This is a genomic window from Microbacterium sp. ZKA21 (assembly GCF_050434165.1).
Lineage (GTDB): Bacteria > Actinomycetota > Actinomycetes > Actinomycetales > Microbacteriaceae > Microbacterium.
In genome coordinates this window covers 464,945-488,303 of record NZ_JBNPVV010000002.1, presented here as the reverse complement: position 1 = coordinate 488,303, position 23,359 = coordinate 464,945, and the positions used below count along the sequence as shown (strand labels likewise).

Here is a 23,359-nt window from a genome sequence, read left to right as displayed (position 1 = left end):
TCGTGGCCGCCGGCACCGATCCGAGTGCTACTCCGAGATGTCGAGGCCGAGCTGTTCGAGGCCGTCGACGGTGTCGGTCTGCATCTCCTCGACGGCTTCGCCCAGCGTGGGGGCGGTGGTGACGGCATCCTTCATCGCGGTGTTCGTGATGTCGAAGTTCGGCCCCCAGGCCCAGCCGCCGAGCACGCTCGCGGATGCCTCGTCGAAGACCTCGTAGATGTCGTTGCCGAAGTAGTCGGTAGGAGCGGTCTTCTCGGCCGCTTCGTTGAGGGCGGGGTAGGCGAGGTACGCCGTGCCGACCTCGCCGCGAGCCTCGACGGCCGCTGGGTCGGTCGTCAGCCACTCGAGGAAGACCGCGGCTGCCGCGGTGTTCTTCGAGCTCTCGGTCACCGCGAATCCGGTGCCTCCACTGAGCGCTCCGGTCTGCTCGCCGTCCCAGGACGGCGGTGCGGCGGCGATCCATTTGCCGGCCTGGCCGCTCTCCTCGGTCCGCGCCTTCAGGCCGGACGCGCTCCACGAACCGCCGACCCAGCCGTTGACCACGCCGCTCGCCAGATCGGCGGTCCATTCGTCGCTGAATCCGAGCTGCGGCTTGACGAGGTCCTCGTCGATGAGCTTCTGCCAGTAGTCGGCGACCATCGTGGTGGCCTCGTCGTCGATCGACACCTTCCAGTGGTCGTCTTCGACCGTGAACCACTCCGCTCCGGCCTGCCAGGCAAGCGGCGCGAGCTGCGGCTCGTTCGTGAAGAAGCTCGTCAGGTAGGCATCCGGGTTCGACGCCCGCACGGCGCGCGCCGCATCCTCGAACTCATCCCAGGTCTTCGGAACCTCGACGCCCGCGGCGTCGAGCACGTCCTGCCGGTACCACATGACCAGCGGCGGAGCGTCATACGGCAGGGCGTAGGTCGCGTCGCCGAAGGTCACCAGATCGCGCACCTGGTCGCCGAACTCGCCGACGACGTCCGACGGGACGAGCTCGTCGATCGGAATGACCTGCTCGGCGCCGACGAATCCGGGCAGCCGGTAGTACTCGATGCCCACGACGTCGGGGCCGGTGTCGGAATCGATCGCGGCAGCGAGTTTGGTGTAGCCGCCGTTGGCGCCGTTGGGGATCTCCTCGAAGGTGACGACGATGTCGTCCTGGCTCTCGTTGAAGGCGGCGGCGACGTCGGCCATGCCGCTCAGCGACGACCAGAACGTGATCTCGCCGATGGGTGCTTCGGCGGGTTCCTGAGGTGCGGCGGGGCTGGCGGAGCAGCCGACGGCGAGAGCGCCGACGGACAGGAGCGCTCCTGCGCCCAGAGTGATGCGACGCTTGTGCATGTCCGGATTCTCCTTCGAATGTGGATCGGGTAACCACACTGAAGCCGAGATGATCCGTCAACGCAAGCAAAGACGCTCAAAACAAACATTTTCAAACAAACATCAGGATGTCCTGGTCGATTCACGCTCGATCAACGTGGGCAGCAGTGACGTGCGGGTGACTGCGCGCCCGGCATCCGATGGATTCCGGATGCGGTCGAGGCAGAGCTTCAGAGCGATGCGTCCGAGGTCGTGCTTGGGAGGCGCCACGGCCGTGAGCGGAACGGCCGCGAAAGCCGAGAACTCGTCGTCGTAGGCGACGAGGGCGAAGTCCTCCGGAATGCGGATGCCGCGTTCGGCCGCGAGGTCCGCGAATGCCATGGAGTCGACGTCGCCGAGCATCAGCGCCGCGGTGATATCGGCGCGGAGGCACTCGGACAGGAACTCCTCCAGCACGTCCGTCGTGGGATCCGCACCCACCGCCGGAGTCGGCAGCTCCCGGTAGAGCATGTCGTCCGCGAGCCCGAGGCGCGCCATGGAGCGCTCGTAGCCATCGCGCAGTCCGCGCACGGTCGGCGCTTCTCTCGCGGCGAGCGCGATACGACGATGGCCGCGCTCGTGCAGATGCTCCACCGCCAGTTCGGCGCCGTACGCATGGTCGCTGCGCACGGATTCGACACGGCTCGCCAGTCGCTCATCGACATCGCGTTCCATGACGACGACGGGCACCGGCGACTCCTTGAGCAGCCGCAGCAGCGGCTCTCCCTCAGCGAGACCGGCATGCGGCGTGATCATCAGTCCATCGATGCCGCCCGCGATGAGGCGTTCGGCCTGACGCAGCTCTTCCCGCTCCGAGTAGTTCGTCGTCCCCAGCACGAGCCGGCAGTTCAGCTCTCGTGCCGCTTCGCTGGCCCCTCGGATCACCTGCGGGAAGTAGTAGGTCGCCGATGGCGCGATCATGCCTATCGTGGCGATCGGGCGCCGTGGGGCGGCGTCCGCAGCCGACCTCGATTGCTGGGCGGAGACGGCGAGAGAGACGGCGCCTCCGTGCACGCGCACGAGGAGTCCTCGCGATTCCAGCTCGATCAGATCCCGCCGCAGCGTCATGTCGGAGACGCGGAGCCGTTCCGAGAGCCCGGCCACGCGGAGCGAGCCGCGCAGTTCCAGCTCCCGCAGGATCGCGTCGTGTCGGGCGGCAGCGACCATGCTGCACCTCCTGTGCGTTCATGTTCGTTTCAGCAAGCGAACACGACTCACCATACGCGTCTCAGGTCGAGTCTGCGCGGTCGGCGCTGAACAACTCGGTGATCATGCTGTAGCCGGCGCCGCGCGCGAAGACGTCGGGGTCAGCCGGCACTGTGACCAGTTCGGGTGCCGCCCCGTCACCGAACGCGTACTCGCCGGCGAACGCTTCTCGGCAGCTCGCCGCGAACGCGGTGGCGCGCACCTCGGGCGACAGCACGAGCACCACGCGTTCCGGGCCGAACATCTTCGCGGCGTTGGCGATGGCGATCCCCAGATGCGCGCCCCCTTCTCGGAGCACGTTCGCCGCCTCCAGGGCATCGAGATCCAGCGCGGCCGTGCCGCGACGCTCCATTTCGCGCTGCAATCCCCAGACACTGCTCCACGTCTCCAGGCAGTCCGAGCCGCCGCAGTGGCAGGGCCGCCCCCCGGCACGCACGCCGAGCGCCGAGTGCGCGAACCCGCCGGCCGAACCGCCGTACCCCCGGTGGATGCGCCCAGCCACCAGCAGCGAGGCGCCGAGACTCGCGCCGACGCTGAAGACGAGCGCATCCCGCTCGGCCAGTGCTTCGTCGACGAGGACCAGGCCGGTCGCGACGCTGTTGACCAGGCTGTCGATCGCCGCCCTGCCCCCTGTGCGCTGCGCGACCATCGCGGCGAACGGCACCTCCTGCCACCCGAGCGCTCCACTGTGACGGACGACGCCCGTGCGCCGGTCCACGATGCCGGACAGCGCGATGCTGACGCCGCGCAGCGCCGCATCCGGCCTGACAGCGCGCACCGCGGCCACCGCCGCGACCACTGCGTCGGCGGCCGTCTCCGGATCGGTCGCCGACAGCGGCATCCGATGGTTCGACACGACGTCGCCGCGGAGATCGACCAGCGCGACCTCGATCGCGTCAGGAGACAACCGGACCCCGGCGACGACGACGGCATCGCGCCCCAATTCCAGCAACCGGGCCGGGCGGCCTCCCGTCCCTCGAAGCACGTCGCTTTCGAGGAGAAGCCCATCGCGGACCAGCTGGCTGGTGATCCCCGTCACGGTCGCGGGGCTGAGCCCGGTCGCATTCGTGATCTCCGCCCTCGACGTCGTGCCGCGCCGGCGCACCACGTCCAGCACGAGTGCCTCGTTGATCTCGCGGATCAACGCCTTGCTGCCAACGCGTCCACCCGACCATTCGACAGTGTGCTGCGGTGCGCTCTGCACCGCTCGTCCTTGAGCCATGGCACTCATCCTATTATTTTTGTCATTGACAAAACGAACATTGCCCTGTTGACTTTCCCGCATGTCGCACAACGTCGTACCGATCGAGGGCTCCGCAACCCCTCGCATTCTCCTGAGCGTCGCGCCCCCGGAGCGCGAGGCGTTCTTCCCTGCTGACACGCTGCGGGCGCTCTCGAGCGCGGGCGAGGTGACGACGATCGATCCGAGCGACGTGCTCGCCTCCGGCGACCTCGAGAGCATCGGCATCGCCGTCGTGGCCTGGGGATTCCCCCGCCTGGACGAGCACCTGCTGGCACGGATGCCGCACCTGCGCCTGGTCGTCAACGCCGCATCGTCCGTGCGATCGCTCATCAGCGACGCGTTCTGGGCATCCGGCATCCCCGTGTCGCAGTCCGGTGCCGCGATGGCACCCGCCGTCGCCGAGATGTCCCTCACCCTCACGCTCGCCCTTCTTCGACGGACCCACCGCATGGATCATGTCCTGCGCACCGGCGGAACCTGGGAGCAGGCACGGGCCTTCGACCGCGCCCGCGAACTCTCCGGGTCCCGGATCGGCGTGATCGGCGCCTCCCGCACCGGTCGCGAGTACATCCGGATGTGCCGCGCGCTCGGCGCCGACGTCCTGGTCTTCGACCCGTACCTGTCCGGGAGCGACCCGCTCGCAGAACTGGCGGCCGGGCTCGACGATGTCCTGGCGCACAGCGACATCGTCGCCCTGCACGCACCGGCGACGGCGGAAACCACCGGGATGATCGGACGGCGCGAGCTGGCACTGCTGCCCGACGGGTCCGGGCTCGTGAACACCGCCCGCAGCTCGCTGGTCGACATGAATGCCCTCTACGACGAGGCCTCCGCCGGCCGCCTGGATGCGGCGCTGGACGTCTTCGACGAGGAGCCGCTCCCGGTGGCGGCCCGCTGGCGCGCCCTTCCGAACGTCCTGCTCACCGCGCATGTCTCCGGAGCGACTCGACAGTCCCGCGCCCGCGCCGGACAAATCGTCGTCGACGAGATCGGTCGTTTCCTGAGCGGTCGGGAACTCCGGCATCGCGTGACGCGTGACGCGCTCGAACGGATGGGCTGACCATGGCGCACAACATCCTGCTGCTGCACTGCCACGACCTCGGCCGCCTCCTCGGCACTTACGGCGCGAGCACCGTCACCACGACGCACCTGGACGCCCTCGCCGTCGAGTCGACGCTGTTCGAGTCCGCTTTCGCGACCTCCCCGCACTGCAGCCCGGCGCGCGCCTCGCTGTTCACCGGCGCCTACCCCCAGCAGCACGGTGTGCTCGGCCTCACGCACGAGCCCTTCGGTTGGGACCTCGAGGACCCGACCACCCATCTCGCGCACCGGCTGAAGCGACAGGGATTCGGTACCGAGCTCATCGGCGTCCATCACGAGTCCAGGACGCTGCCCGACGACGAACTCGCGGTCCGCCTCGGGTTCGACAGGGTTCGCACCGGCGGCAACCGCGACGTCGTCGTGGAGCGCACGACCGAGGCGCTCGAGCGCGCGGCGGCGTCGGACCGGCCGTTCTACCTCCAGGTCGGCTTCCACGAGCCGCACCGCACGCCCTCCCCGCACGATCGGGCCGGTGTCATGGGCTTCCTGGGCGACGGGGTCGTCCCGGACGACACGCGAGGCAGCTCGATTCCGCCCTACCTCCGCGACACGCCGGAGGCCCGCGAGGAGATCGCCGAGCTGCAGGGTGCGGTGCGCCAGATGGACGAGGGAGTCGGCGCCATCCTGCGACGACTCGACGAGCTCGGCCTCGCGGACGACACGATCGTCGTCTTCACGACCGACCACGGACTGGCCCTCCCCCGCGCGAAATGCACGCTGTACGACGCCGGCACCGGCGTCGCCCTACTCCTGCGTGTGCCGGATCGGCCGGCGTGGCGGGGGCGCCGCGTGCCGCAACTGGTCAGTCATGTCGACGTCGTGCCGACCCTGCTGGAGCTCGCATCGGATGCCGCGGCATCCGATGCGTCGGGCACGAGCCTCGTACCGCTCGTGGAACACGATTCCCCCGTCCGCGAGTACGCGTTCGGGCAGCTCAGCCATCACATCTACTTCGATCCGAAGCGCTCCGTGCGCTCGGCATCCGCGAAGCTCATCGTCAATTTCTCCAACGCCCCGCGGGCCATGGATCCGACCCAGTCCTGGATGCACCGTTGCCTCCCGATCGATCTCACCGGCCCGACGATCGGCACGAGCCCGGTGATGGAGTTCTACGATCTCCTCGACGACCCGGACGAACTGCGCAACGTCGTGCACATGCCCGAGCGGCAGCCGCAGGTCGCCGAACTGGCGGCCGCGCTGTGGGAGTGGATGCGATCCACCGACGACCCGCTGCTTCGGCATGCCGATTCCCCCCGTCACACCCTCGCCCTCACCACCCTCGAACAGATCGCGCGCATGCACAGCGCAGCGCCGGTCGACCTGCCAGCCTGAACCCCCGAACCCGAGAAAGAGAACACTGCAATGAAGCACCGCATCGCCCGAGCGACCGCCCTCACCGCCGTCGCGGCTCTCACCCTCACCGCCTGCTCCTCCCCCTCGTCGACACCGGATCCCGCCTCCGACGGGGAGGTGGCGGGCGAGGTCACCCTGTGGATGTATCCGGTCATCCGGGACGAGGCGGCCAGCAAGGATTTCTGGGAGCAGACCGAGGCCGACTTCGAGAAGGAGCACCCCGACGTCGACCTGAACATCGAGCTGCAGACGTTCGACAAGCGCGACGAGCAGATCTCCGCCGCGCTCGCCGCGAACTCCGGCCCGGACATCGTGCTCATCACGCCGGACCAGGCGGCGACCTACCTCAACGTCGGCGGCCTGCTGCCGGTCGACGACGCGATCGCGGACGACCGCGACATCTTCTTCCCCGGAACCCTGGACGCGGCCACGTTCGAGGACGAACTGTACGGCGTGCCGCTGTTCCAGAACGTGTTCACGACCGCGTACAACACGCAGATCTTCGAGGACGCGGGGCTCGAACTGCCCACCACTTGGGACGAGATCCGCCAGGCGGCCCCGGTGCTCGCCGACAACGGCATCGCCGTGATGGACTACCTGGGCACCCCGGAGCAGACGCTGAACCTCAGCTTCTACCCGTTCCTGTGGCAGGCCGGGGGCACCGTGTTCTCCGAGGACGGGACGAAGATCGCCTTCGACTCCGAGGAGGGCGTCGAGGCGCTCCAGTTCCTCGTCGATCTGCAGGAGGAGGGCGGGCTCCCCGCGGATGCCGCCACCCAGGCCGTCGGCATCGAAGGCTCTCCGCTCGCCGCAGGCAAGGTCGGCATCCGCCCCACCACGTCGCCCGCCGAGCTCGCGCAGATGCGCGCCGCACTCGGTGAGGACAACGTCGCCGTCGGCGCGCCGTTGACCGGCGAGGTCGAGGCGACGTACGGCAACCCCGGCCTGCTCTCGCTCACCTCGATCAACAAGCAGGAGAACCGGGCCGCCGCGTATGCGGTGCTCTCGTTCCTCACCTCGAAGGACTTCCAGACCGAGCTGAACGCCACGGCCGGGAACTTCCCGACGCGGACGGACGTCCCCGTCGCCGGTGACGAGCGCGACCGCGCCGCGTACGAGGATGCGCTCGCGGTCGCGAACCCAGGAGAGCCCAACCCCTCCGCCCGCCAGGTGATGGCGGTGCTCGCGCCGTACATCCAGTCGGCCCTCCGCGGCGACCTCTCGCCGGAGGAGGCCCTCGACAAGGCCGCCGAAGAGGCGCAGGCCGTTCTCGACCGCTCCTGACCAACCAGGTGCGGGGGCCCCGGCCCCCGCACCCTCTCCGAGAGGACGCCATGTCCGTCACCACTGCACCGCGTCGGGCCGCCGACGCCCGGGCCGTCGCGGGCCGCGCCGCACGCCGCCGAGAGGCGATGGCCGGCATCCTGTTCGTCCTGCCCACCCTCGCGATCTTCGCGCTGTTCAAGTTCCTGCCGATCATCGGGGCCGGGGCGATGAGCCTCACTCGATACCGGCTGAACGGCGACGTCGAGTTCCTCGGAGCGGAGAACTACACCCGGCTCTTCGCCGATCCGCACTTCTGGCAGAGCCTGTGGGTCACGCTGCTGTACGTCGTGCTCTTCGTCCCGCTGATCATCGTTGTCTCGCTCGCCGGCGCCGTGCTGCTGAACCGGCTCGTGCACCTGAGCGGCCTGTTCCGGGCGCTGCTGTTCGTGCCGTACCTCAGCTCGTTCGTGCTAGCCGGCATCGTGTGGAAGTGGATCTTCGCATCGGACGGCCCCCTGAACACGGTCATCACCTCCGTGGGACTGGAGCCGGTGCCGTTCCTCACCGGCGACCAGTGGCTGGTACTCGCGAGCCTCGCCGTGGTCGCGGTCTGGAAGGGCTTCGGGTACTCGATGCTCATCTTCCTCGCGGGCCTCAAGGCCCAGCCGGCCGAGGTCCACGAAGCCGCCACGATCGACGGCGCCGGAGCGTGGAAGTCGTTCTGGCACATCACGCTTCCGCTGCTCAAGCCCGTGCTGTTCTTCGTGCTCGTGATCGAGACCATCGTCGGCTTCCAGGTCTTCGACACCATCTACGTGATGACCGGCGGCGGCCCCGCCCGCGCCAGCTACAGCCTCATCTACTTCCTGTACGACCAGGGCTTCAAGTTCTTCGACTTCGGATACGCGGCGGCGGTCGGCATCGTGCTGTTCGTCATCGTGCTCATCCTCTCGCTCATCCAGCGAGGACTCTTCGAAAGGAAGGAGCGGTGATGACCTCCACCAGCCTGCCTCCCGTCGCTGCGGCGGAGACCGTCCGCCCCTCCGCACAGCCGTCTCGCCCCGCGCGCCGGAAGCGCAACCGCGGGCAGAGATGGACGATCGTCTCGCTCATCGTGATCTCGCTGTTCACGGTGGCGCCGCTGATCGCCGTCGTGGTCCTCGCGCTGTCGCCCGTCGACGCTCCGACCATCCCGCACGCGATCCCGGAGTCGCTCACCATCGACAACATCCTCCGCATCTTCAACGTGGGAGAGTTCCCGCTGTGGGTGTGGAACTCGCTGGTGTACTCGGTCGTCTCGGTCGTGATCGTACTGTTCACCGCATCCATGGCCGCGTATGCACTCGCCCGTAAGCGCTTCCCCGGGCGCAACGCGCTACTGTGGGCGATCGTGGCGACCCTCATGGTGCCGATGCAGGCCACGCTGATCCCGACGTTCATCCTCATCGCCGGCGCCGGCGGCGTGAACACGCTGTGGGGGCTGATCCTGCCGACGCTCGCGAACGCGCAGGCCGTCTTCCTGATCCGCCAGTTCGTGATGGATATGCCGGATGAACTGTTCGATGCCGCCCGTATCGACGGCGCAGGCGAGTGGCGGACGTTCGTGTCGATCGTCCTGCCGCTGATCAAGCCCGTGCTCGCGACGCTCGCGATCTTCGTGTTCCTCTGGCATTGGAACGACCTGCTGTGGCCGCTCGTCGTCGGGCAGTCCGACGCCGCGCGCACGCTCACGGTCGGACTCGCCACGTTGAACACGGAGACGGTGTCGACGTCGAACATCATGGCGGCGGCGCTGATCAGCTTCATCCCCTGCTTCCTGATCTTCATCTTCCTCCAGCGCCACATCGTGGAGAGCATCACGGCGAGCGGGATCAAGGGATGATCGAGCCGCTGCGCTTCGGCCTGATCGGCGTCGACTCGTCCCACGCGCTGCAGTTCACCCGGTTGCTCGCAGATGGTCGCGGGCGTGTCCAGGGCGCGACGGTCATCTCCGCCTGGAAGGGACCGACGTCGGCGGATTTCCCGCCCAGTCGTGACCGAAACGACAGCAACGCGGACGCCCTCGCAGGTCTGGGCGTCGAGCTCCTCGGTTCCGCGCAGGAGGTGGCCGAGGCATCCGATGCGCTGCTCCTGGTCTCCTCAGACGTGCGCACGCGCCGCGAGCAGTTCGAGCGCATCGCGCCCTTCGGCAAGCCGGTCTACGTCGACACCCGTTTCGCTGCGAATGTGCAGGATGCGCGGAAGATGCTTCAGACCGCCGATGCGCACGACTGCCTCGTGCTGAGCGGTTCACCCAAGCGTTTCACGCCGCAGGTCCAGGGGATACTGTCGAGCGACGTCTCCTCGATCGACCTCAGCGGTCCGATCGTCGTGCAGCCGGGGCATCCGGGGCTGGCCTGGTACGGCGTGCATCTCGTCGACTTGGCCGTGGCCGCGCTGGGGCCCGGATGCGATCGCGTCGAGCCGGGAAGCGAAGGCCTTCGGCTGCTGTGGGACGACGGGAGGAGCGCGACGATCTCGGGTCCAGCGGAGTGGAACCCGTGGACGCGCGGTCGGGCGCGCACGTCCGACGGCGACATCGAGTTCGAGATCGAGGCGAATGAGGGGATGCTCGTCGGCCTGTTGGAGAGCGTGATCAGTTCCTACCGCCAGGGCACCGTGATTATCGCGCACGGGGAGATTCTCGAGATCGCAGCGATCGTCCAGGCCGGATCCGCGGCAATCGCCGACGGCCGATCGCACGCCCTGCGCTCGCCGGGTGCGGGGCGCTGACCCAGGTCGTCCGCCGCGGCCTGTCGCGCCACGGGTGCGCAGCTTCGAGAGTGGACGCGACGGCGGGAGTCGAACCCGCAGCGCTCTCAGGTATGAACTGGAGCCCGGGACCGCCCGGATCGCCGCGATGTCTTGCAACGCGATCGACGTTACCCGCCCGTGATCTTCCAGGCCAGAGCTGCCGCCTGGGATAACCCTATGAGTCAGCGGATGACGCGGGATGACGCGGGGCAGGCGGATCGGCGTCCAGTGCTCGCTGCACCCGCACGAGCGACTCGCGCAGCTCGGAGCGCTCCGGCTCCGGGAAGTCCGTGACGTAGTCGACGCCCGGCGGGATGTACAGCATCCCGTACAGCGCCTCCCGCCAGTCGCCGCCGCCGAGCGGCCAGCGCGTGCGTCTGTCGTCCTCTGCCATTGCGCCCTGCGCCCACACGCCGAAATGCTCCTCCATCTGCTCGAGCGGCAGCTCCATCACCACGTCGGCCTCGATCTTCTGCGGCGACCACGACGTCGCGATCAGGATCCGCTCGGCGACCTCCTCGTCCGTGATGTCGCGCCGTGCGAAGAGCACGCGCGTGTGCTCGACGTCTTCGATCCGATCGACGCGGAAGGTCCGCCAGTCCTCGCGCTCGACATCCCAGCACAGCAGATACCACTTGCGACCGGCCGGGGACAGCACGTGCGGCTCGACGCGGCGGACGCTCTGCGCGCCCTGCCCATCGGTGTAACGCAATCGCACCCGCTCGCTGTCCCGCGCGGCGAGCGCGAGCTCGCCCAGCACGACCGGCGACACGGCCGGTCCGTCACCGATGCGCGCGGGCTGCACCGCGCCGGCGAGCGCGTTCACCCGCCGCCGCAGCGCCGAGGGGAGCACCTGTTCCAGCTTGGCGAGTGCCGTGAGCGTCACCTCGGCGCCGCCGACGAGCTGCTGCGTCGCCGCCACCCGCAGGCCGATCGCCATCGCGACCGCCTCATCGTCCGTGAGCAGCAGCGGCGGGACGGCGCTGCCCGCTTCGAGGCGATACCCGCCAGCAGATCCCGGTGCCGACTCGACGCGGTATCCGAGCTCCCGCAGCCGATCGACGTCGCGGCGCACAGTCCGTTCGGTGACCTCGAGCCTGCGGGCGAGTTCGGCGCCGGACCAGTGGCGGTGCGTTTGCAGCAGGTTGAGCAGGGCGAGCGCGCGGGAGGTGGTGTCGGTCATGTGGTCAAGATTGCCAGAGATTGCGGACAGCATCTGTCCGCAACTGTTCCTACTCTCGTCCCATGACTGACGAACACATCATCGAGACCGAAGGCCTCACCAAGGTCTTCACCGTCAAGAAGGCCGAGGTCGCCGCCGTCACGGACCTCACCTTCGCAGCGAACCGGGGCGAGCTGGTCGCCTTCCTCGGGCCGAACGGCGCCGGCAAGTCCACCAGCCTGCGCATGCTCACCACCCTCATCCCGCCGACCTCCGGCACGGCACGCGTGGTCGGTCACGACATCCGCACGGATGCCGCGGGCGTCCGCGCGCGCATCGGATACGTCGGCCAGCTCACCAGCGGCAGCTTCGCCCAGCGCGTGCGCGACGAACTGCTCAGCCAGGGCGCCTTCTACGGGATGAGCCGACACGACAGCATCCGTCGCGCGGACGAGCTGATCGAGTCGCTCGATCTCGGCGGGTTCGCCACCCGCACCGTCCAGCAGCTCAGCGGGGGGCAGAAGCGCCGGCTCGACATCGCGCTCGGGCTCATGCATGCGCCTCCGTTGCTCTTCCTGGACGAGCCCTCCACGGGTCTGGACCCGCAGAGCCGGGCGAACCTCTGGGAGCACATCCTGCAGTTGCGCCACCAGCACGGCACGACCGTGTTCCTCACCACGCACTACCTCGAGGAGGCCGACCGGTACGCGGAACGGGTCATGGTCATGGATCGCGGGCGCATCATCGCCGACGATCAAGCCGATGCGCTCAAGGCGACGCTCGCCGGCGACGTGCTGACCTTCGGCTTCGCGGATGCCGCGCAGGCCGCGGCCGCGCAACCGATCGTCGCTCGGCTCACGCCCCGCGCGGTCGCTCGCGAGGATGCATCGCTCTCGTTGGCGGTGCCCGACGGCGATCGCCTGCTGCCCGTGATCGTGCGCGAACTCGACGCCGCCGGGATCGCCGTCACGAGTGCCACGGGCGTTCCGCCCACCCTCGACGACGTCTTCCTCGCCCTCACCGGGCGCACGCTGCGCGAGGCCGGCGAAGGCGGCGACGCTCCCGCCGATGACAGCGGCAGCGACGCGGCCACGACCATCACGACAGGAGCACTCTCATGACCACCCCAGACACCCTGGTGCGCGCGAATCTCGCCCGCGACACCCGCAACGTGCTCGTCCGCGAGCTGCGGCCCACCCTGCGGGATCCGTTCACCCTGATCTTCAGCCTGCTGCAGCCGCTCGTGTTCCTCGGGCTCTTCGCGCCGCTGCTGATCGGCTCGTCCGGTCAGCCCGCCGGCGAGACGCTGCAGTGGTTCGTGCCGGGCGTGCTCGTGATGATCGTGCTGTTCGGCACCGGCGCGACCGGTTCCAACCTGCAGTACGAGATGATGACCGGTTCGCACGAGCGCACCCTCGTCGCACCGCTCGCCCGGTCCTCGCTGCTCGTCGGTCGGGCCCTGAAGGAGGTCGCGCCGATCGTGGTGCAGGCGCTGATCATCGTGCTGATCGCCTGGCCGTTCGGCTTCACGATCAACCCGCTGGGCCTGATCGCCGGTCTTGCACTGCTCGCGGTCTTCGGCGTCGGGCTCGGGTCGCTGTCCTACGCGCTGGCCCTCGCCACGAAGGACCGGGAATGGCTCTTCTGGGGCGTGCAGCAGTCGCTGATCTTCCCCCTGCTCATCCTGTCCGGCATGCTCCTGCCGCTGGATGGGGGTCCCGGTTGGATGCGCGTCGTCGCGGGGGTGAACCCGGTCAACTGGGTCGTGCAGGCCGAGCGCGCGCTGTTCGCCGGCGACTACGCGAACACCGCGATCGCCTGGGGCTGGCTGGCCGGCGTCGTCGTAGCCGTGGTCGGGTTGCTCGTCGGCATCCGCGCGATCAGGCGCAGCAGCTGACGGTTCCTGTGCGGCATCCGACCTCCGGATGCCGCACAGGTGCGCCGCTTAGACTCGACGGGTGAAGATCCCGCCGCTGCTCGTGTACTCGGTCCTGCGCCTGCTGGCGTTCGTCGTCCCGCTCGCGATCATGTGGCTGTTCTTCCCGATCCTGCGGGAGTACTGGTGGCTCACCGCGATCTTCGCCGCCCTGATCGGAATGAGCATCTCGTTCCTGTTCCTGCGCAAGCCCCTGTCGGATGCGTCGTCCGAGCTCCACGAGCGACGCGTCACCGGGCAGAGCCGGAGCAGCACGGCCGCTGAGGATGCCGCGGCGGAGGACGCCGCCACCGACTGAGCCTCGGGACGACCGGCGGATCGGGCGTCAGCCGACGAACGCCCAGTACAGCCCGCCCGCGTAGAGCAGCGCGGTGAGCGAAGTGAGTCCCAGCGCGATCACGAGCTCGCTCGCCTTGCGGTAGCTCCACACGATCGCCAGCGCCGGGAGTCCCGCCAGCAGCGCGAGCAGCGCCAGCCAGGCGATCGGGTACAGCAGCGCGATGAAGCTCGAGATCAGGAACGGCACGATCAGGAAGAGCGTGTACAGCACCTGCGTCGCCCGTTTTCCGATCAGCACCGTCAGCGTGCGCTTGCCGGCCACCCGGTCCTGATCGATGTCGCGCAGGTTGTTCGCGAGCAGCCCGGCGCACGCGAACAGGCCGGCCGCGATCGCGCCGAGCCACGCCTCCTGCGGGAGGGCGAAGGCCTGCACCCACGTGGTGCCGAGGGTGGCGACCAGCCCGAAGAAGACGAAGACGAAGACTTCGCCGAGGCCGAAGTACCCGTACGGGCGCTTGCCGCCCGTGTAGAACCACGCGGCGATGATGCTGACGGCGCCGACCGCCAGCATCCACCACTGCTGCGTGCGGATCACGATCGCGAGGCCGGCGACGGCCGCGAGCGCGAAGAACACCAGCGCGACGATCAGCACGCTCTTCGCGGAGACGCGACCGGATGCCGTGAGGCGAGCGGGCCCCACCCGGTGCGCGTCGGTGCCACGGATGCCGTCGGAGTAGTCGTTCGCGAAGTTCACGCCGATCTGCAGCAGGACAGCGACAGCGAGGCAGGCGAGCGCGAGGACCCAGTGCAGTCGCGGGTCGACGATCTGCGCGGCTCCGGTGCCGATGACGACCGGCGCGACCGCGAGCGGCAGCGTCCGCAGCCGTGCGGCGCCCACCCAGTCGCCGAAGGTCACAGGGGGTGCCTCGACGATGGGTCGTCTGGCCGGGTTGCCGCTCGTACGGGGACGCTTCTTCGAAGATCGCTTGCTGGATGCCACGGGGGAATCATAGTGGCCGCACCGATGCGCCCCGTGGCAGCCTGCGTCAGGAGCGCTGGAACGTGAGGTGCGTCACGCCGCTCTCCGCGACTTCGCTCGTGACGTCGTAGCCGTCCTCGATCCCGCGCAGGCCGTCCCAGAGGCGCGCGCCCTGGCCGAGCACGATCGGGACGACCGCGACGTGCAGCCGGTCGACCAGGCCTGCGGCGAGGAACTGTCGTACGACGTCGACCCCGCCGCCGACGCGGACGTCAGCATCCCCCGCGGCCTCGACCGCCTGGCGGAGAACGTCCGCGGGCGCGGCATCCACGAAATGGAACACCGTGCCGTTGTCGAACGCGATCGACGGGCGCGGGGTGTGCGTCAGCACGAACACCGGGCAGCCGAACGGCGGCTCTTCGCCCCACCATCCGCGCCACTCCGGGTCGTTGCCGTAGATGTGCAGCCCGAACATGCCGGCGCCTATGATCTCGGCGCCGATCCCTTCGAAGTACGCGCTCGCGTACTTCTCCTCCACGCCGGTCGTCCCGGCGCCCGAGGTGTCGCCGAACACGCGCTGCTGCATCGTGCGGGTCGCGGTGTAGGCCGCGACAAGGCGCATCCAGTCCTTCCCGATCGGGTCGTCCGGAGTCTGATCGGCGGTGGCGGCGAAGCCGTCGAGAGAGATGTTGAGATCGACGCGGACGGTCATGCACGGTCCTTTCCTGCGGGGTTCGTGTCTTTGCCGTCCAGCCACAGGGTGTCGGTTGCATCGGCGTGCGCACCGTCGGTGCCGACGTGCTTGCTGCTGATCTGCGGGCCCTTCGTGATCACGTGCACGAGCGCCATGCCGTAGCCGCGCGAGAGGTCGTAGTCGGCCTTCAGCCATTCGAGGATCGGCGTCGCCTTGGTCTCGGCGCCGAATCCCCTCTCGGTCGCGAGGTCGAGGAACTGACGCGGCGTGAGGCCCGTTCTGGTCTCGATGTTGTCGAGGTACGCCTGGAAGGACATGGGGTCTCCTGTTCAGTCCTCGTCGAGGAACGTCTGAATCATGATGGCGGATGCGTGGATGCAGAGGATGCGCAGCACGCCGGTGCCGGCGTTCACGAATCCGTGCGGCACGTAAGCGGCGACCGTCGCGGTATCTCCGGCGACCGCGTCGAAGCTCTCGCCTGCACGGGTGATGCGGGCGGTGCCCTCGAGGACGACCCAGGTCTCGGAGTAGGGATGCCAGTGCAGTCCCGGCCCCTCGCCGGGCTGGTTCTCGACGTAGAAGTACGACACGTCGGCGCCGTGCTCCTGCCCGACGAACTTGCGGCTGCGGCCACTGCCCATGCGGATATCCGCTGCGGCGACGACCCCTTCGGGAAGCGTTGTGCTGTTCATGGCTCCAGTCTCGACACTGCGCGGACGGCATCCTAGAGTTTCGATGTGGATCGAAACACCCGTCCGGTCGAAGGCGTCGAGCACCCGGACCATCGCGTCGAGTTCCAGCTGAGCCACGGCGACATCCAGGCCGTGCGCTTCGGCATCTCCCCCGGACACGAACTCGCTCACGCCGTTCGGGTCCTGCTGCGTCCGGCGCAGCATCCGCTGCAGTGGGGCTGGTTGCGTTCGGTGCGCGAGCGCCTCCCTCGGGACAGCTTCGCCCTGCTGGCCGCAGTCATCGGCGACGACGGCTACATGCCGGACTTCCTCACGGCCGCCCCGCGCTGGGACATGACTCCGGATGCCGAGGTCGACGCCCTGCGCACGGCAGCACTCGAGCCGATGCGCGTCGACTTCGGGAAGATGGTGCTGCGCTCGCAGGGCGCCAGACAGCAGGCGCTGCGCGATATGCAGGCGCATCCGATCCGCGCACGGCGCATGATCGCCGATGCCCGGTCGGAGGTCTGGGATGCCGCGCTCGCCCCGGTGTGGCCGCAGCTCGAGCGCATCCTGCGCGCCGACATTGCCACGCGCTCGCGGACGATCGCGGCGTCCGGGATCTCCGCCATGGCGGGCGACCTGCACGAACGCGTCAGCTGGGGCGACGGCGCCGTGCGCGTGCGCCTGCGCAAGCACAGCGAGCACGTCGACTGCCGCGGCAGCGGGCTCGTCCTCGTGCCATCGGTCATGTCGTCGTGGGGATGCATGGTGCTCACCGAACCGCCGGCGCAGCCCACGCTGTTCTATCCGGCGCGGGGTGTCACGGCCGGGTGGGCACGCGATTCCGCCGAGACGGATGCCGCGCTGGGCGCTCTGCTGGGACCGGCGCGCGCCGACGTCCTGCTCGCGGCCGGATCCGCCCGCACCACATCGCAGGTGGCCAGGGATGCCGGGATCGCCGTGTCGACGGCATCCCACCACCTCGGCATCCTGCGCGATGCCGGCCTGATCGCCAGCGAACGCGACGGAAATCGGATGCTGCATCTGCGCACGCCGCTCGGGGAGGCGATGGTGGGCGCGGCGCTCTGAACCGTTACCCGGCCGGGACGATCGGTCGGTGCTCGTAGAACGTCTGCAGGACGACCGTCGTGCGGGTGCTCACGTTGGCCGCCAGCCTGATGTCGCGCACGAGCTCTTCCAGGGCCCGCGGCGTCGGAACGCGCACGAACAGCATGTAGCTCGCCGCGCCGGCGATCGAGTGACAGGCCTCGATCGCCGTGAGGTGCTCGAGGAGCTCCGGTGCGTTGTCGGGTTGCGCGGGGTCGAGCGGGGTGATCTCGATGAAGGCGGATAGCGGCTTGCCGACCTGTTCGGCATCGATGAGCGCACGGTAGCCGGTGATGACGCCGCGCGATTCGAGCCGTTTGAGACGCGACTGCACGGCGGACGTGCCCAGCCCCACCGCCTCGGACAGCTGCGCGAGCGTGGCGCGCGCATCGCGGGAGATCTCGGTGATGATCGCACGGTCGACAGCATCTTCCATACATGGAAGAATATCGGTGATATCCGGCATTCGCCGGAGATATTCCGTCAAACCTCAGAATCGGAGGTCCCGATGCCCACTCTTCCTGCTGCCAACGCCATCATCGGCGAACCCGAGGTCGTCGAGGACGCTTCGATCGCTGAGACGAGTGCTGCGTGGGCGCAGCTGAAGGATGCGGCGATCGCGATCCGCGAACTGCAGATCAAGGACGGGTCGATCCCGGATGCCGCGGACCACCCCGCCGCGGGAGAGCACGTCGCCGCGATCGTCGCGGGGATCCGCGCCCTCTCCCCCGCCTTCCCGCACGATGCGGAGTATCTGAGCGCGTCGATGGCGGACTTCCAGCGCTGGGCGGAATCCGGGTTCGGCGTGCCGGACTTCCTGGATTCCCTCGTCGCGTTCCAGCCGCAGCAGCACCGGGTCGACGGCATCCGTCATCTGGTCGTCTTCCCGATGTACACGCAGAACGGCTCGTCCGACCGGCTCGTCGAGGCGCTGATCGTGCAGGCGATCTGGCCGGAGTTCATCGCCGAGCTCGAGGCGGGCGACTACGGCAACAAGCTGTTCGTCTCGCTCCGGCTCGTGGATTTCACGCCCGGGTACGACACGAATTCGGCGGTGCTGTTCCCCGAGACGGTCGCGATGCGGGAGATCCCGCCGTTCACGTGGGGCGCGATCTTCCAGGACCGCGAAGCCGCGCGCTACCGTCGCGTCGTGCGTGCGGCATCCGAGGTCACGAAGCTCGACCTGCCCGCCGAGGCGGCACGGATGCTCGACGATCAGGACCTCACCGAACAGACGTTCGTGATGTGGGACATCATCCACGACCGCACCCACATGCGCGGCGATCTGCCGTTCGACCCGTTCATGATCAAGCAGCGCATGCCCTTCTTCCTGTACTCGCTGGAGGAGCTGCGGTGCGATCTGACCGCGTTCCGGTCGTCGGTCGCGATTCAGGAGCGGCTGGCCACGCGGGTCGGCTCGGGCGATGAGCTGTCGGATGCCGAGCAGCAGATGCTCGAGCACGCCGCGCTCGTGCAGTACGCGGTGATCTTCGACCGGATCTTCCGATTCGCAATCACCGGCTCGCGCGTGCGCAACTACGACGGTCTCGGCGGGCAACTGCTGTTCGCCTGGCTGCACCAGCGCGGAGTCCTGCACTGGACCGACACGCAGCTCGCCTTCGACTGGGCCGAGGTTCCGGATGCCGTGATCGCGCTGGGCGCCGCGATCGACGATCTGTACTGGCGCTCCATCGACCGGCCCAAGACCGCGCACTGGCTCGCGGCCTACGAGCTCGTCAGCTCGGTGGTGACGCCGAATCCGGCATCAGTCTGGGCACGCGGCCTCTCGGATGAGGTGCTTGCCGGTCCTCCCAAGGGATACACGGATGCCGTGCTGGACGACGAGTTCCCCCTGTCGATGTTCTTCGAGGCGCTGGAGAAGAAGATGCGCGATGTGATCGCATCGACGGCAGGAATCCGCGGGACGGACGACTGAGCGCGCTTGCGGCCATGCACGGATCTCGCAGAACAGCACTGATCTCGCAGGAAATCCGAGAGTTCCTGCGAGAAGGATGCCAGTCTGCGAGATACCGACCGCGCGGCGGAGCGAAGTCGGCACGGAGCGGGAGGAGCAGATCATGAGCGCAGCAGGACACGTGGTGATCGTCGCAGGGGCGACGAGCGAGACGGGTCTGGCGGTGACGCGGGCTCTGACGGATGCCGGGGCGCAGGTGATCGCGACCGGACGCTCCGCAGATCGGCTCGCGGCGCTGCGGGATGCCGGGGCGGAGGTCGAGGTGGCGGACGCGACCTCGCTGGAGGCGATGACGTCGCTGGCGGCGAAGATCGGTCCGGTGGACGGCGTGCTCCCTCTGGTCGGCGGATGGCGCGGCGGCGGCGGGCTCGCCGGGCAGAGCGACGAGGACTTCGACGCGCTCCTTCCCGCACTGCAGGCCGTACGCGCGACGAGCAGGGCATTCGATGACGCGCTCCGCGCGTCGGATGCCGGACGCTTCGCGATCGTCTCGTCCACCGCTGTCGCGCGCCCGCTGGCGGGTGGTGCGAACTACGCCGCGGTGAAGGCGGCGAGCGAGGCGTGGGCGCGCGCGGTCGCCCACGGTTTCGCGAAAGCGGCACGGGATGCCGAGGAGCAACTGCACGCGGCATCCGTCGTCTTCCGGGCGAAGAGCCTGGAACCGGATGCCCTGGCGGCGGCAGTGGTCGGCCTGTGGGATCAGGCTGGCGTGGACCTGAACGACACGGTCATCGAGATCTGAGGTCGCGAGGCGCTCAGCGGTCGTGATGCTCGGGGAACTCCGGTGGCATGCCGCGGACAGGCGGAGGCGCGTCCGGGGTGTGCGCCGCTTCGTCTCCTGCGTGTGCGGCCTCGGGTGACTCGGCGTCCGGCCCGACCTCCTGCTCTGGGGCCGTGGCGTACAGCTCGGTGAGCTTCCGGTACGACCGGGTGAAGAATGCAAGTCCCCCGATGATCACCATGATGATCCCGGCGAACAGGCAGATGAGCGCGATGCCCCGCGCTTCTCCGTCGCCGAGCAGCCATCCCCACTGCTGCTGACCTGGTGCAGTCTTCATGTACGGGATGATCCAGAATTCGGCGATCGGTGCGATGAGGAACGCCGTGATCGGAGCTGCCGCCGCCTCCATCGCCGCCGCGACGCCGAACACCCGGCCCTGCCGCTGGTACGGCACGACCTTCTGGATCACCGTCTGCTCGGCGGCCTCGGCCGGCGGCACCAGCATCATGTAGAACCACATCCCGATGACATACAGCGGCCACCACTCGCGCAGCATGAAGACGGCGCCGAGCAGCCCCATCGCCATGACCACGAGCAGAAGCGTGCGCACCGGGCGCTTGCCGAGACCGAACCTCGCCACCAGTGCCCCGCCGATGAGGAACCCGGTCGACGCGAACGCCAGCGCGAACCCCCACACCTGGGCACTGAAGAGCGTCAGTCCGTACGGATCCATCAGCGCCATGTAGACGCCGCCGATGAGGTTGTTGAAGGTGGAGAACACGATCAGCGCGAACAATCCGGGGGCGAGCCGGATCGCGCGGACGCTGCCGCGGAAGTCGAGGGCGCTGGACGCATCCGGATCCGGGTGCGGCTCTTCCTCGGGGATCCGCACGAACAGCAGATGCACGAACGTCAGCCCCATCGCGGCGATCGCGATGACGAGCGTCCACCCCATGCCGAGGAACCCGATCGACAGCCCCGAGAACACGCTCGTCACGAGGAACGCGAGCCCCTGCACCGTGCCGACGAGGCCGTTCGCGTTCGCGCGCTTGTCCTCTTCGATCAGCAGGGTCACGGTCGTCGACAGCGCGATGTTGCGCAACTGCTCGATCACGCCGCCGAACAGGATGACCCCCGAGAACAGCCAGAACCAGGGGCCGCCGAGGTTCAGCAGCTCGGACTCCGGCTGCCACATGTAGAGGACGCCGGCGATGCCGAAAGCCACAGCGGAGATGACGCTCGACAGCACCATGACGGCGTGCTTGCGGTGCCGATCGACGATCGTGCCGAACACCATCGCGAAGATCGCGACGAACAGCATGTAGGCGCCGCCGATGATGCCGGTGGCGAGCACGGACTGCGTCTCGATGTACACCCAGAACGTCAGCGCGAACCACAGGAAGCTCGTCGTCACGTTCGCGATGAGCGTGTTGACGAGGACGTTCGCGAAGGCGCGTTTCGCAAGGGCCCTGTCCATGGCTCCGAGAGTAATCGTCACCACGGACATCCGACATAGGCTTATGCGGTGAGCACCCTTCATGACCCCGCGATCCGGGGCTTCGCGTCGGACAACTACTCCGGCATCCACCCCGAGGTTCTGGCGGCCATCGCCGCCGCGAACGACGGGCATCAGGTCGCCTATGGCGAGGACGTCTACACCGAACGCCTGCAGGAGGTCTTCCGTTCGCACTTCGGTGCGGATGCGGAGGCCTTCCCGGTCTTCAACGGCACGGGCGCGAACGTCACCGGCCTGCAGTCGATGCTTCCGCGGTGGGGCGCGGTGATCTCGGCATCCACCGCCCACATCAACGTCGACGAGGGCGGCGCTCCCGAGCGGATCGGCGGCTTCAAGCTCCTGACCGTGCCGGCCGACGACGGCAAGCTCACTCCTGAACTCGTCGACCGCGAGGCGTGGGGCTGGGGCGATGAGCACCGAGCCCAGCCGCTCGTCGTGTCGATCACCCAATCGACCGAGCTCGGCACCCTGTACACGCCGGACGAGATCCGCGCGCTTGCCGACCATGCGCACAAGCGCGGGATGAAGCTGCACCTGGACGGTGCGCGCATCTCGAATGCCGCCGCCGCGCTGGGCGTCCCCTTCGCCGCGTTCACGCGCGATGCGGGCGTCGACGTGCTCAGCTTCGGCGGCACCAAGAACGGTGCGATGCTCGGCGAGGCCGTCGTCGTGCTGAACCCCGAGGCCTCCGCTGGGCTGATCTACTCGCGCAAGTTCAACATGCAGCTGTCCTCGAAGATGCGGTTCGTGTCCGCGCAGCTGATCGCGCTGCTCGAGGGCGACCTCTGGCTGCGCAACGCGTCGCACTCCAATGCGATGGCGCAACGACTGCGCGGCGGAATCGAGGCCGGACTCGCGGACGGCTCGATCCGCGGCGTGGAGTTCACCCAGCCGACCCAGGCCAACGGTGTCTTCGCGACGCTCCCCGACGGCGTCGCCGATCGCCTGCGCGAATCCTTCCGCTTCTACGACTGGGATGCCGCGCGGAACGAAGTGCGCTGGATGTGCAGCTTCGACACCGCCGAGAGCGATGTCGACGCGTTCATCGCCGAGATCGGTCGGCTGACGACCGCGTGACCGACTGGGACGGCGCGTTCAACCTGCGCGATCTGGGCGGACTGCCGCTGAACGGCGGCGGGATGACGGTGCATGGTCGCGTGTACCGGTCAGGGCGCCCCGAGACCCTGACGGATGCCGGCTGGCATGCTCTTCGCTCCGCCGGCGTCCGGACGATCGTCGACCTTCGCAACGCCCCGGAGCGGACGCGACGCGACACGGATCCGGCCCTCGCCGCTGAGCATGCGGAGGGCGTCGTCATCATCCACGCGCCGACGGAGGACCCTGACGATGCCGAGTTCATGCGCGTGTGCGGGCCGTGGCTGGATCATCCCCGGTCCTACGCCGACAACACGCGGATGTACCCGGAGCGGTTCGCCGCCGTGTTCACGGCGCTGGCCGCAGCCGAGGGCGCCGCGCTGTTCCACTGCGCCGGCGGGCGCGACCGCACCGGCATGATCGCCGGGATGCTGCTGACGCTGGCCGAGGTCGAGCGCGACGCGATTCTGCTCGACTACGGCGCCGGATTCCGCGAGGCCAGCCGGCGCCATTCCCGTGATCTTCCCGCGGTGCCGCTCCCCGGCCAGGGCGGCTACGTCGAACCGAAGTTCAGCGACGAGGAGATCGAGGAGCGCATCGCCGATCGAGTGGCCGCCCTCGACAGCTGGCTGGCTGACCTGGACGTGCGCGCCTACCTGCGGGATGCAGGCATGACGGAGCCCGAGATCGAGTTGCTCGCGCGGCGGCTGCGGAACTGACCGTACGGCCCGCGCTCGACGGACGCGCACCTTCTGCGGGGGATGCTTCAGGTCGCACTTTCTGCCGTTTCAGGCCTGTCGGCAGCTGTTGCGGTCGCACTTTCTGCCGTTTCGACGGCGTCAGAACGGCGTCAATTGCGACCTGAACCACGGAGCGTGCCGCCCGAGGGTCATGCGGGCTGCGACCAGTCCTCGACGC

Annotated in this window: 24 protein-coding genes and 1 tRNA gene; 14 read left to right on the top strand and 11 right to left on the bottom strand. The window is 68.7% G+C overall.

Annotated features, from left to right (window positions below; genetic code table 11):
- Window positions 1–27: 27 nt before the first annotated feature.
- The 3 genes from M2317_RS06505 to M2317_RS06495 all read right to left on the bottom strand — a co-directional run bounded on the left by M2317_RS06505 (window position 28) and on the right by M2317_RS06495 (window position 3,769).
- Complete coding sequence (locus tag M2317_RS06505) at window positions 28–1,323, bottom strand: ABC transporter substrate-binding protein (RefSeq protein ID WP_429458465.1); 1,296 nt, start codon at window positions 1,321–1,323, stop codon at window positions 28–30.
- Window positions 1,324–1,425: 102 nt separating this feature from the next.
- Entirely contained in the window at window positions 1,426–2,508 is a 1,083-nt protein-coding gene (locus tag M2317_RS06500) for a substrate-binding domain-containing protein (RefSeq protein WP_429458463.1), read from the bottom strand.
- A 61-nt stretch (window positions 2,509–2,569) separates the two neighbouring features.
- On the bottom strand, window positions 2,570–3,769 hold the full coding sequence (locus M2317_RS06495) for an ROK family protein (protein WP_429458461.1): 1,200 nt from the start codon (window positions 3,767–3,769) through the stop codon (window positions 2,570–2,572).
- Between the two features lie 61 nt (window positions 3,770–3,830).
- Here M2317_RS06495 and M2317_RS06490 point away from each other — a divergent pair, with 61 nt between their 5' ends.
- From M2317_RS06490 to M2317_RS06465, 6 genes are read left to right on the top strand one after another with little or no spacing between them, the layout of a single operon-like run.
- Window positions 3,831–4,850, top strand: coding sequence for a hydroxyacid dehydrogenase (locus M2317_RS06490; protein ID WP_429458459.1), 1,020 nt, complete (start codon window positions 3,831–3,833; stop codon window positions 4,848–4,850).
- Between the two features lie 2 nt (window positions 4,851–4,852).
- Window positions 4,853–6,223, top strand: a complete 1,371-nt coding sequence (locus M2317_RS06485) for a sulfatase family protein (protein ID WP_429458457.1) — start codon at window positions 4,853–4,855, stop codon at window positions 6,221–6,223.
- Between the two features lie 30 nt (window positions 6,224–6,253).
- Window positions 6,254–7,528, top strand: a complete 1,275-nt coding sequence (locus M2317_RS06480; protein WP_429458455.1) for an extracellular solute-binding protein — start codon at window positions 6,254–6,256, stop codon at window positions 7,526–7,528.
- 50 nt (window positions 7,529–7,578) lie between these two features.
- Window positions 7,579–8,502: a carbohydrate ABC transporter permease gene (locus M2317_RS06475; RefSeq protein WP_429458453.1), complete on the top strand. Its 924-nt coding sequence runs from the start codon at window positions 7,579–7,581 to the stop codon at window positions 8,500–8,502.
- Window positions 8,502–9,392, top strand: coding sequence for a carbohydrate ABC transporter permease (locus M2317_RS06470; protein WP_429458451.1), 891 nt, complete (start codon window positions 8,502–8,504; stop codon window positions 9,390–9,392). The genes M2317_RS06475 and M2317_RS06470 overlap by 1 nt, the downstream gene beginning before the upstream one ends.
- A complete protein-coding gene (locus tag M2317_RS06465; protein ID WP_429458449.1) occupies window positions 9,389–10,282 on the top strand; it encodes a gfo/Idh/MocA family oxidoreductase in 894 nt (297 codons plus the stop codon). The genes M2317_RS06470 and M2317_RS06465 overlap by 4 nt, the downstream gene beginning before the upstream one ends.
- Before the next feature lie 51 nt (window positions 10,283–10,333).
- Here M2317_RS06465 and M2317_RS06460 read toward each other — a convergent pair.
- Together M2317_RS06460 and M2317_RS06455 are read right to left on the bottom strand one after the other, a co-directional pair.
- Window positions 10,334–10,409: transfer RNA gene (locus tag M2317_RS06460), tRNA-Met, on the bottom strand.
- 69 nt (window positions 10,410–10,478) lie between these two features.
- The gene (locus tag M2317_RS06455; protein WP_429458447.1) at window positions 10,479–11,486 is read right to left on the bottom strand and encodes a helix-turn-helix transcriptional regulator; all 1,008 of its coding nucleotides are present in this window, start codon (window positions 11,484–11,486) and stop codon (window positions 10,479–10,481) included.
- Window positions 11,487–11,548: 62 nt separating this feature from the next.
- On the opposite strand from M2317_RS06455, the gene M2317_RS06450 reads away from it, so the two are divergent.
- From M2317_RS06450 to M2317_RS06440, 3 genes are all read left to right on the top strand, one after another.
- A complete protein-coding gene (locus tag M2317_RS06450; protein ID WP_429458445.1) occupies window positions 11,549–12,586 on the top strand; it encodes an ABC transporter ATP-binding protein in 1,038 nt (345 codons plus the stop codon).
- On the top strand, window positions 12,583–13,362 hold the full coding sequence (locus tag M2317_RS06445; RefSeq protein ID WP_429458443.1) for an ABC transporter permease: 780 nt from the start codon (window positions 12,583–12,585) through the stop codon (window positions 13,360–13,362). Before M2317_RS06450 ends, M2317_RS06445 begins: the two co-directional genes overlap by 4 nt.
- Before the next feature lie 61 nt (window positions 13,363–13,423).
- Complete coding sequence (locus M2317_RS06440; protein WP_429458441.1) at window positions 13,424–13,699, top strand: DUF4229 domain-containing protein; 276 nt, start codon at window positions 13,424–13,426, stop codon at window positions 13,697–13,699.
- Window positions 13,700–13,726: 27 nt separating this feature from the next.
- On the opposite strand, the gene M2317_RS06435 is transcribed toward M2317_RS06440, so the two are convergent.
- From M2317_RS06435 to M2317_RS06420, 4 genes are read right to left on the bottom strand one after another with little or no spacing between them, the layout of a single operon-like run.
- Window positions 13,727–14,680, bottom strand: a complete 954-nt coding sequence (locus M2317_RS06435; protein WP_429458439.1) for a 1,4-dihydroxy-2-naphthoate polyprenyltransferase — start codon at window positions 14,678–14,680, stop codon at window positions 13,727–13,729.
- 46 nt (window positions 14,681–14,726) lie between these two features.
- Complete coding sequence (locus M2317_RS06430) at window positions 14,727–15,371, bottom strand: dihydrofolate reductase family protein (protein ID WP_429458437.1); 645 nt, start codon at window positions 15,369–15,371, stop codon at window positions 14,727–14,729.
- Window positions 15,368–15,670 (bottom strand): DUF4287 domain-containing protein, encoded by a 303-nt coding sequence (locus M2317_RS06425; RefSeq protein ID WP_429458435.1) that lies wholly within the window; start codon window positions 15,668–15,670, stop codon window positions 15,368–15,370. The genes M2317_RS06430 and M2317_RS06425 overlap by 4 nt, the downstream gene beginning before the upstream one ends.
- A gap of 12 nt (window positions 15,671–15,682) precedes the next feature.
- A complete protein-coding gene (locus M2317_RS06420; RefSeq protein ID WP_429458433.1) occupies window positions 15,683–16,045 on the bottom strand; it encodes a cupin domain-containing protein in 363 nt (120 codons plus the stop codon).
- Window positions 16,046–16,090: 45 nt separating this feature from the next.
- On the opposite strand from M2317_RS06420, the gene M2317_RS06415 reads away from it, so the two are divergent.
- On the top strand, window positions 16,091–17,116 hold the full coding sequence (locus M2317_RS06415; RefSeq protein WP_429458431.1) for a DUF5937 family protein: 1,026 nt from the start codon (window positions 16,091–16,093) through the stop codon (window positions 17,114–17,116).
- A 4-nt stretch (window positions 17,117–17,120) separates the two neighbouring features.
- Here the strand turns inward: M2317_RS06415 and M2317_RS06410 are convergent, their stop codons facing one another.
- Window positions 17,121–17,570 carry an Lrp/AsnC family transcriptional regulator gene (locus M2317_RS06410; protein ID WP_429458430.1) on the bottom strand — a complete coding sequence of 150 codons (450 nt, stop codon included), beginning with the start codon at window positions 17,568–17,570 and terminating at the stop codon, window positions 17,121–17,123.
- Window positions 17,571–17,642: 72 nt separating this feature from the next.
- Here M2317_RS06410 and M2317_RS06405 point away from each other — a divergent pair, with 72 nt between their 5' ends.
- Window positions 17,643–19,070: a DUF6421 family protein gene (locus M2317_RS06405; protein WP_429458428.1), complete on the top strand. Its 1,428-nt coding sequence runs from the start codon at window positions 17,643–17,645 to the stop codon at window positions 19,068–19,070.
- A gap of 142 nt (window positions 19,071–19,212) precedes the next feature.
- A complete protein-coding gene (locus tag M2317_RS06400; RefSeq protein WP_429458426.1) occupies window positions 19,213–19,851 on the top strand; it encodes an SDR family oxidoreductase in 639 nt (212 codons plus the stop codon).
- Window positions 19,852–19,864: 13 nt separating this feature from the next.
- Here the strand turns inward: M2317_RS06400 and M2317_RS06395 are convergent, their stop codons facing one another.
- Window positions 19,865–21,307 carry an MFS transporter gene (locus M2317_RS06395; protein ID WP_429458424.1) on the bottom strand — a complete coding sequence of 481 codons (1,443 nt, stop codon included), beginning with the start codon at window positions 21,305–21,307 and terminating at the stop codon, window positions 19,865–19,867.
- 48 nt (window positions 21,308–21,355) lie between these two features.
- Between M2317_RS06395 and M2317_RS06390 the strand changes: the two genes are divergently transcribed.
- Window positions 21,356–22,423: a threonine aldolase family protein gene (locus M2317_RS06390; protein WP_429458423.1), complete on the top strand. Its 1,068-nt coding sequence runs from the start codon at window positions 21,356–21,358 to the stop codon at window positions 22,421–22,423.
- Entirely contained in the window at window positions 22,420–23,160 is a 741-nt protein-coding gene (locus M2317_RS06385; RefSeq protein WP_429458422.1) for a tyrosine-protein phosphatase, read from the top strand. Before M2317_RS06390 ends, M2317_RS06385 begins: the two co-directional genes overlap by 4 nt.
- Window positions 23,161–23,359: the final 199 nt, after the last annotated feature.

Coding starts and splice junctions, on each gene's coding strand:
- M2317_RS06505 (WP_429458465.1), bottom strand. CDS start 1,323: ATGCACAAGCGTCGCATCACTCTGGGCGCAGGAGCGCTCCTGTCCGTC.
- M2317_RS06500 (WP_429458463.1), bottom strand. CDS start 2,508: ATGGTCGCTGCCGCCCGACACGACGCGATCCTGCGGGAGCTGGAACTG.
- M2317_RS06495 (WP_429458461.1), bottom strand. CDS start 3,769: ATGGCTCAAGGACGAGCGGTGCAGAGCGCACCGCAGCACACTGTCGAA.
- M2317_RS06490 (WP_429458459.1), top strand. CDS start 3,831: ATGTCGCACAACGTCGTACCGATCGAGGGCTCCGCAACCCCTCGCATT.
- M2317_RS06485 (WP_429458457.1), top strand. CDS start 4,853: ATGGCGCACAACATCCTGCTGCTGCACTGCCACGACCTCGGCCGCCTC.
- M2317_RS06480 (WP_429458455.1), top strand. CDS start 6,254: ATGAAGCACCGCATCGCCCGAGCGACCGCCCTCACCGCCGTCGCGGCT.
- M2317_RS06475 (WP_429458453.1), top strand. CDS start 7,579: ATGTCCGTCACCACTGCACCGCGTCGGGCCGCCGACGCCCGGGCCGTC.
- M2317_RS06470 (WP_429458451.1), top strand. CDS start 8,502: ATGACCTCCACCAGCCTGCCTCCCGTCGCTGCGGCGGAGACCGTCCGC.
- M2317_RS06465 (WP_429458449.1), top strand. CDS start 9,389: ATGATCGAGCCGCTGCGCTTCGGCCTGATCGGCGTCGACTCGTCCCAC.
- M2317_RS06455 (WP_429458447.1), bottom strand. CDS start 11,486: ATGACCGACACCACCTCCCGCGCGCTCGCCCTGCTCAACCTGCTGCAA.
- M2317_RS06450 (WP_429458445.1), top strand. CDS start 11,549: ATGACTGACGAACACATCATCGAGACCGAAGGCCTCACCAAGGTCTTC.
- M2317_RS06445 (WP_429458443.1), top strand. CDS start 12,583: ATGACCACCCCAGACACCCTGGTGCGCGCGAATCTCGCCCGCGACACC.
- M2317_RS06430 (WP_429458437.1), bottom strand. CDS start 15,371: ATGACCGTCCGCGTCGATCTCAACATCTCTCTCGACGGCTTCGCCGCC.
- M2317_RS06425 (WP_429458435.1), bottom strand. CDS start 15,670: ATGTCCTTCCAGGCGTACCTCGACAACATCGAGACCAGAACGGGCCTC.
- M2317_RS06420 (WP_429458433.1), bottom strand. CDS start 16,045: ATGAACAGCACAACGCTTCCCGAAGGGGTCGTCGCCGCAGCGGATATC.
- M2317_RS06410 (WP_429458430.1), bottom strand. CDS start 17,570: ATGGAAGATGCTGTCGACCGTGCGATCATCACCGAGATCTCCCGCGAT.
- M2317_RS06405 (WP_429458428.1), top strand. CDS start 17,643: ATGCCCACTCTTCCTGCTGCCAACGCCATCATCGGCGAACCCGAGGTC.
- M2317_RS06400 (WP_429458426.1), top strand. CDS start 19,213: ATGAGCGCAGCAGGACACGTGGTGATCGTCGCAGGGGCGACGAGCGAG.
- M2317_RS06395 (WP_429458424.1), bottom strand. CDS start 21,307: ATGGACAGGGCCCTTGCGAAACGCGCCTTCGCGAACGTCCTCGTCAAC.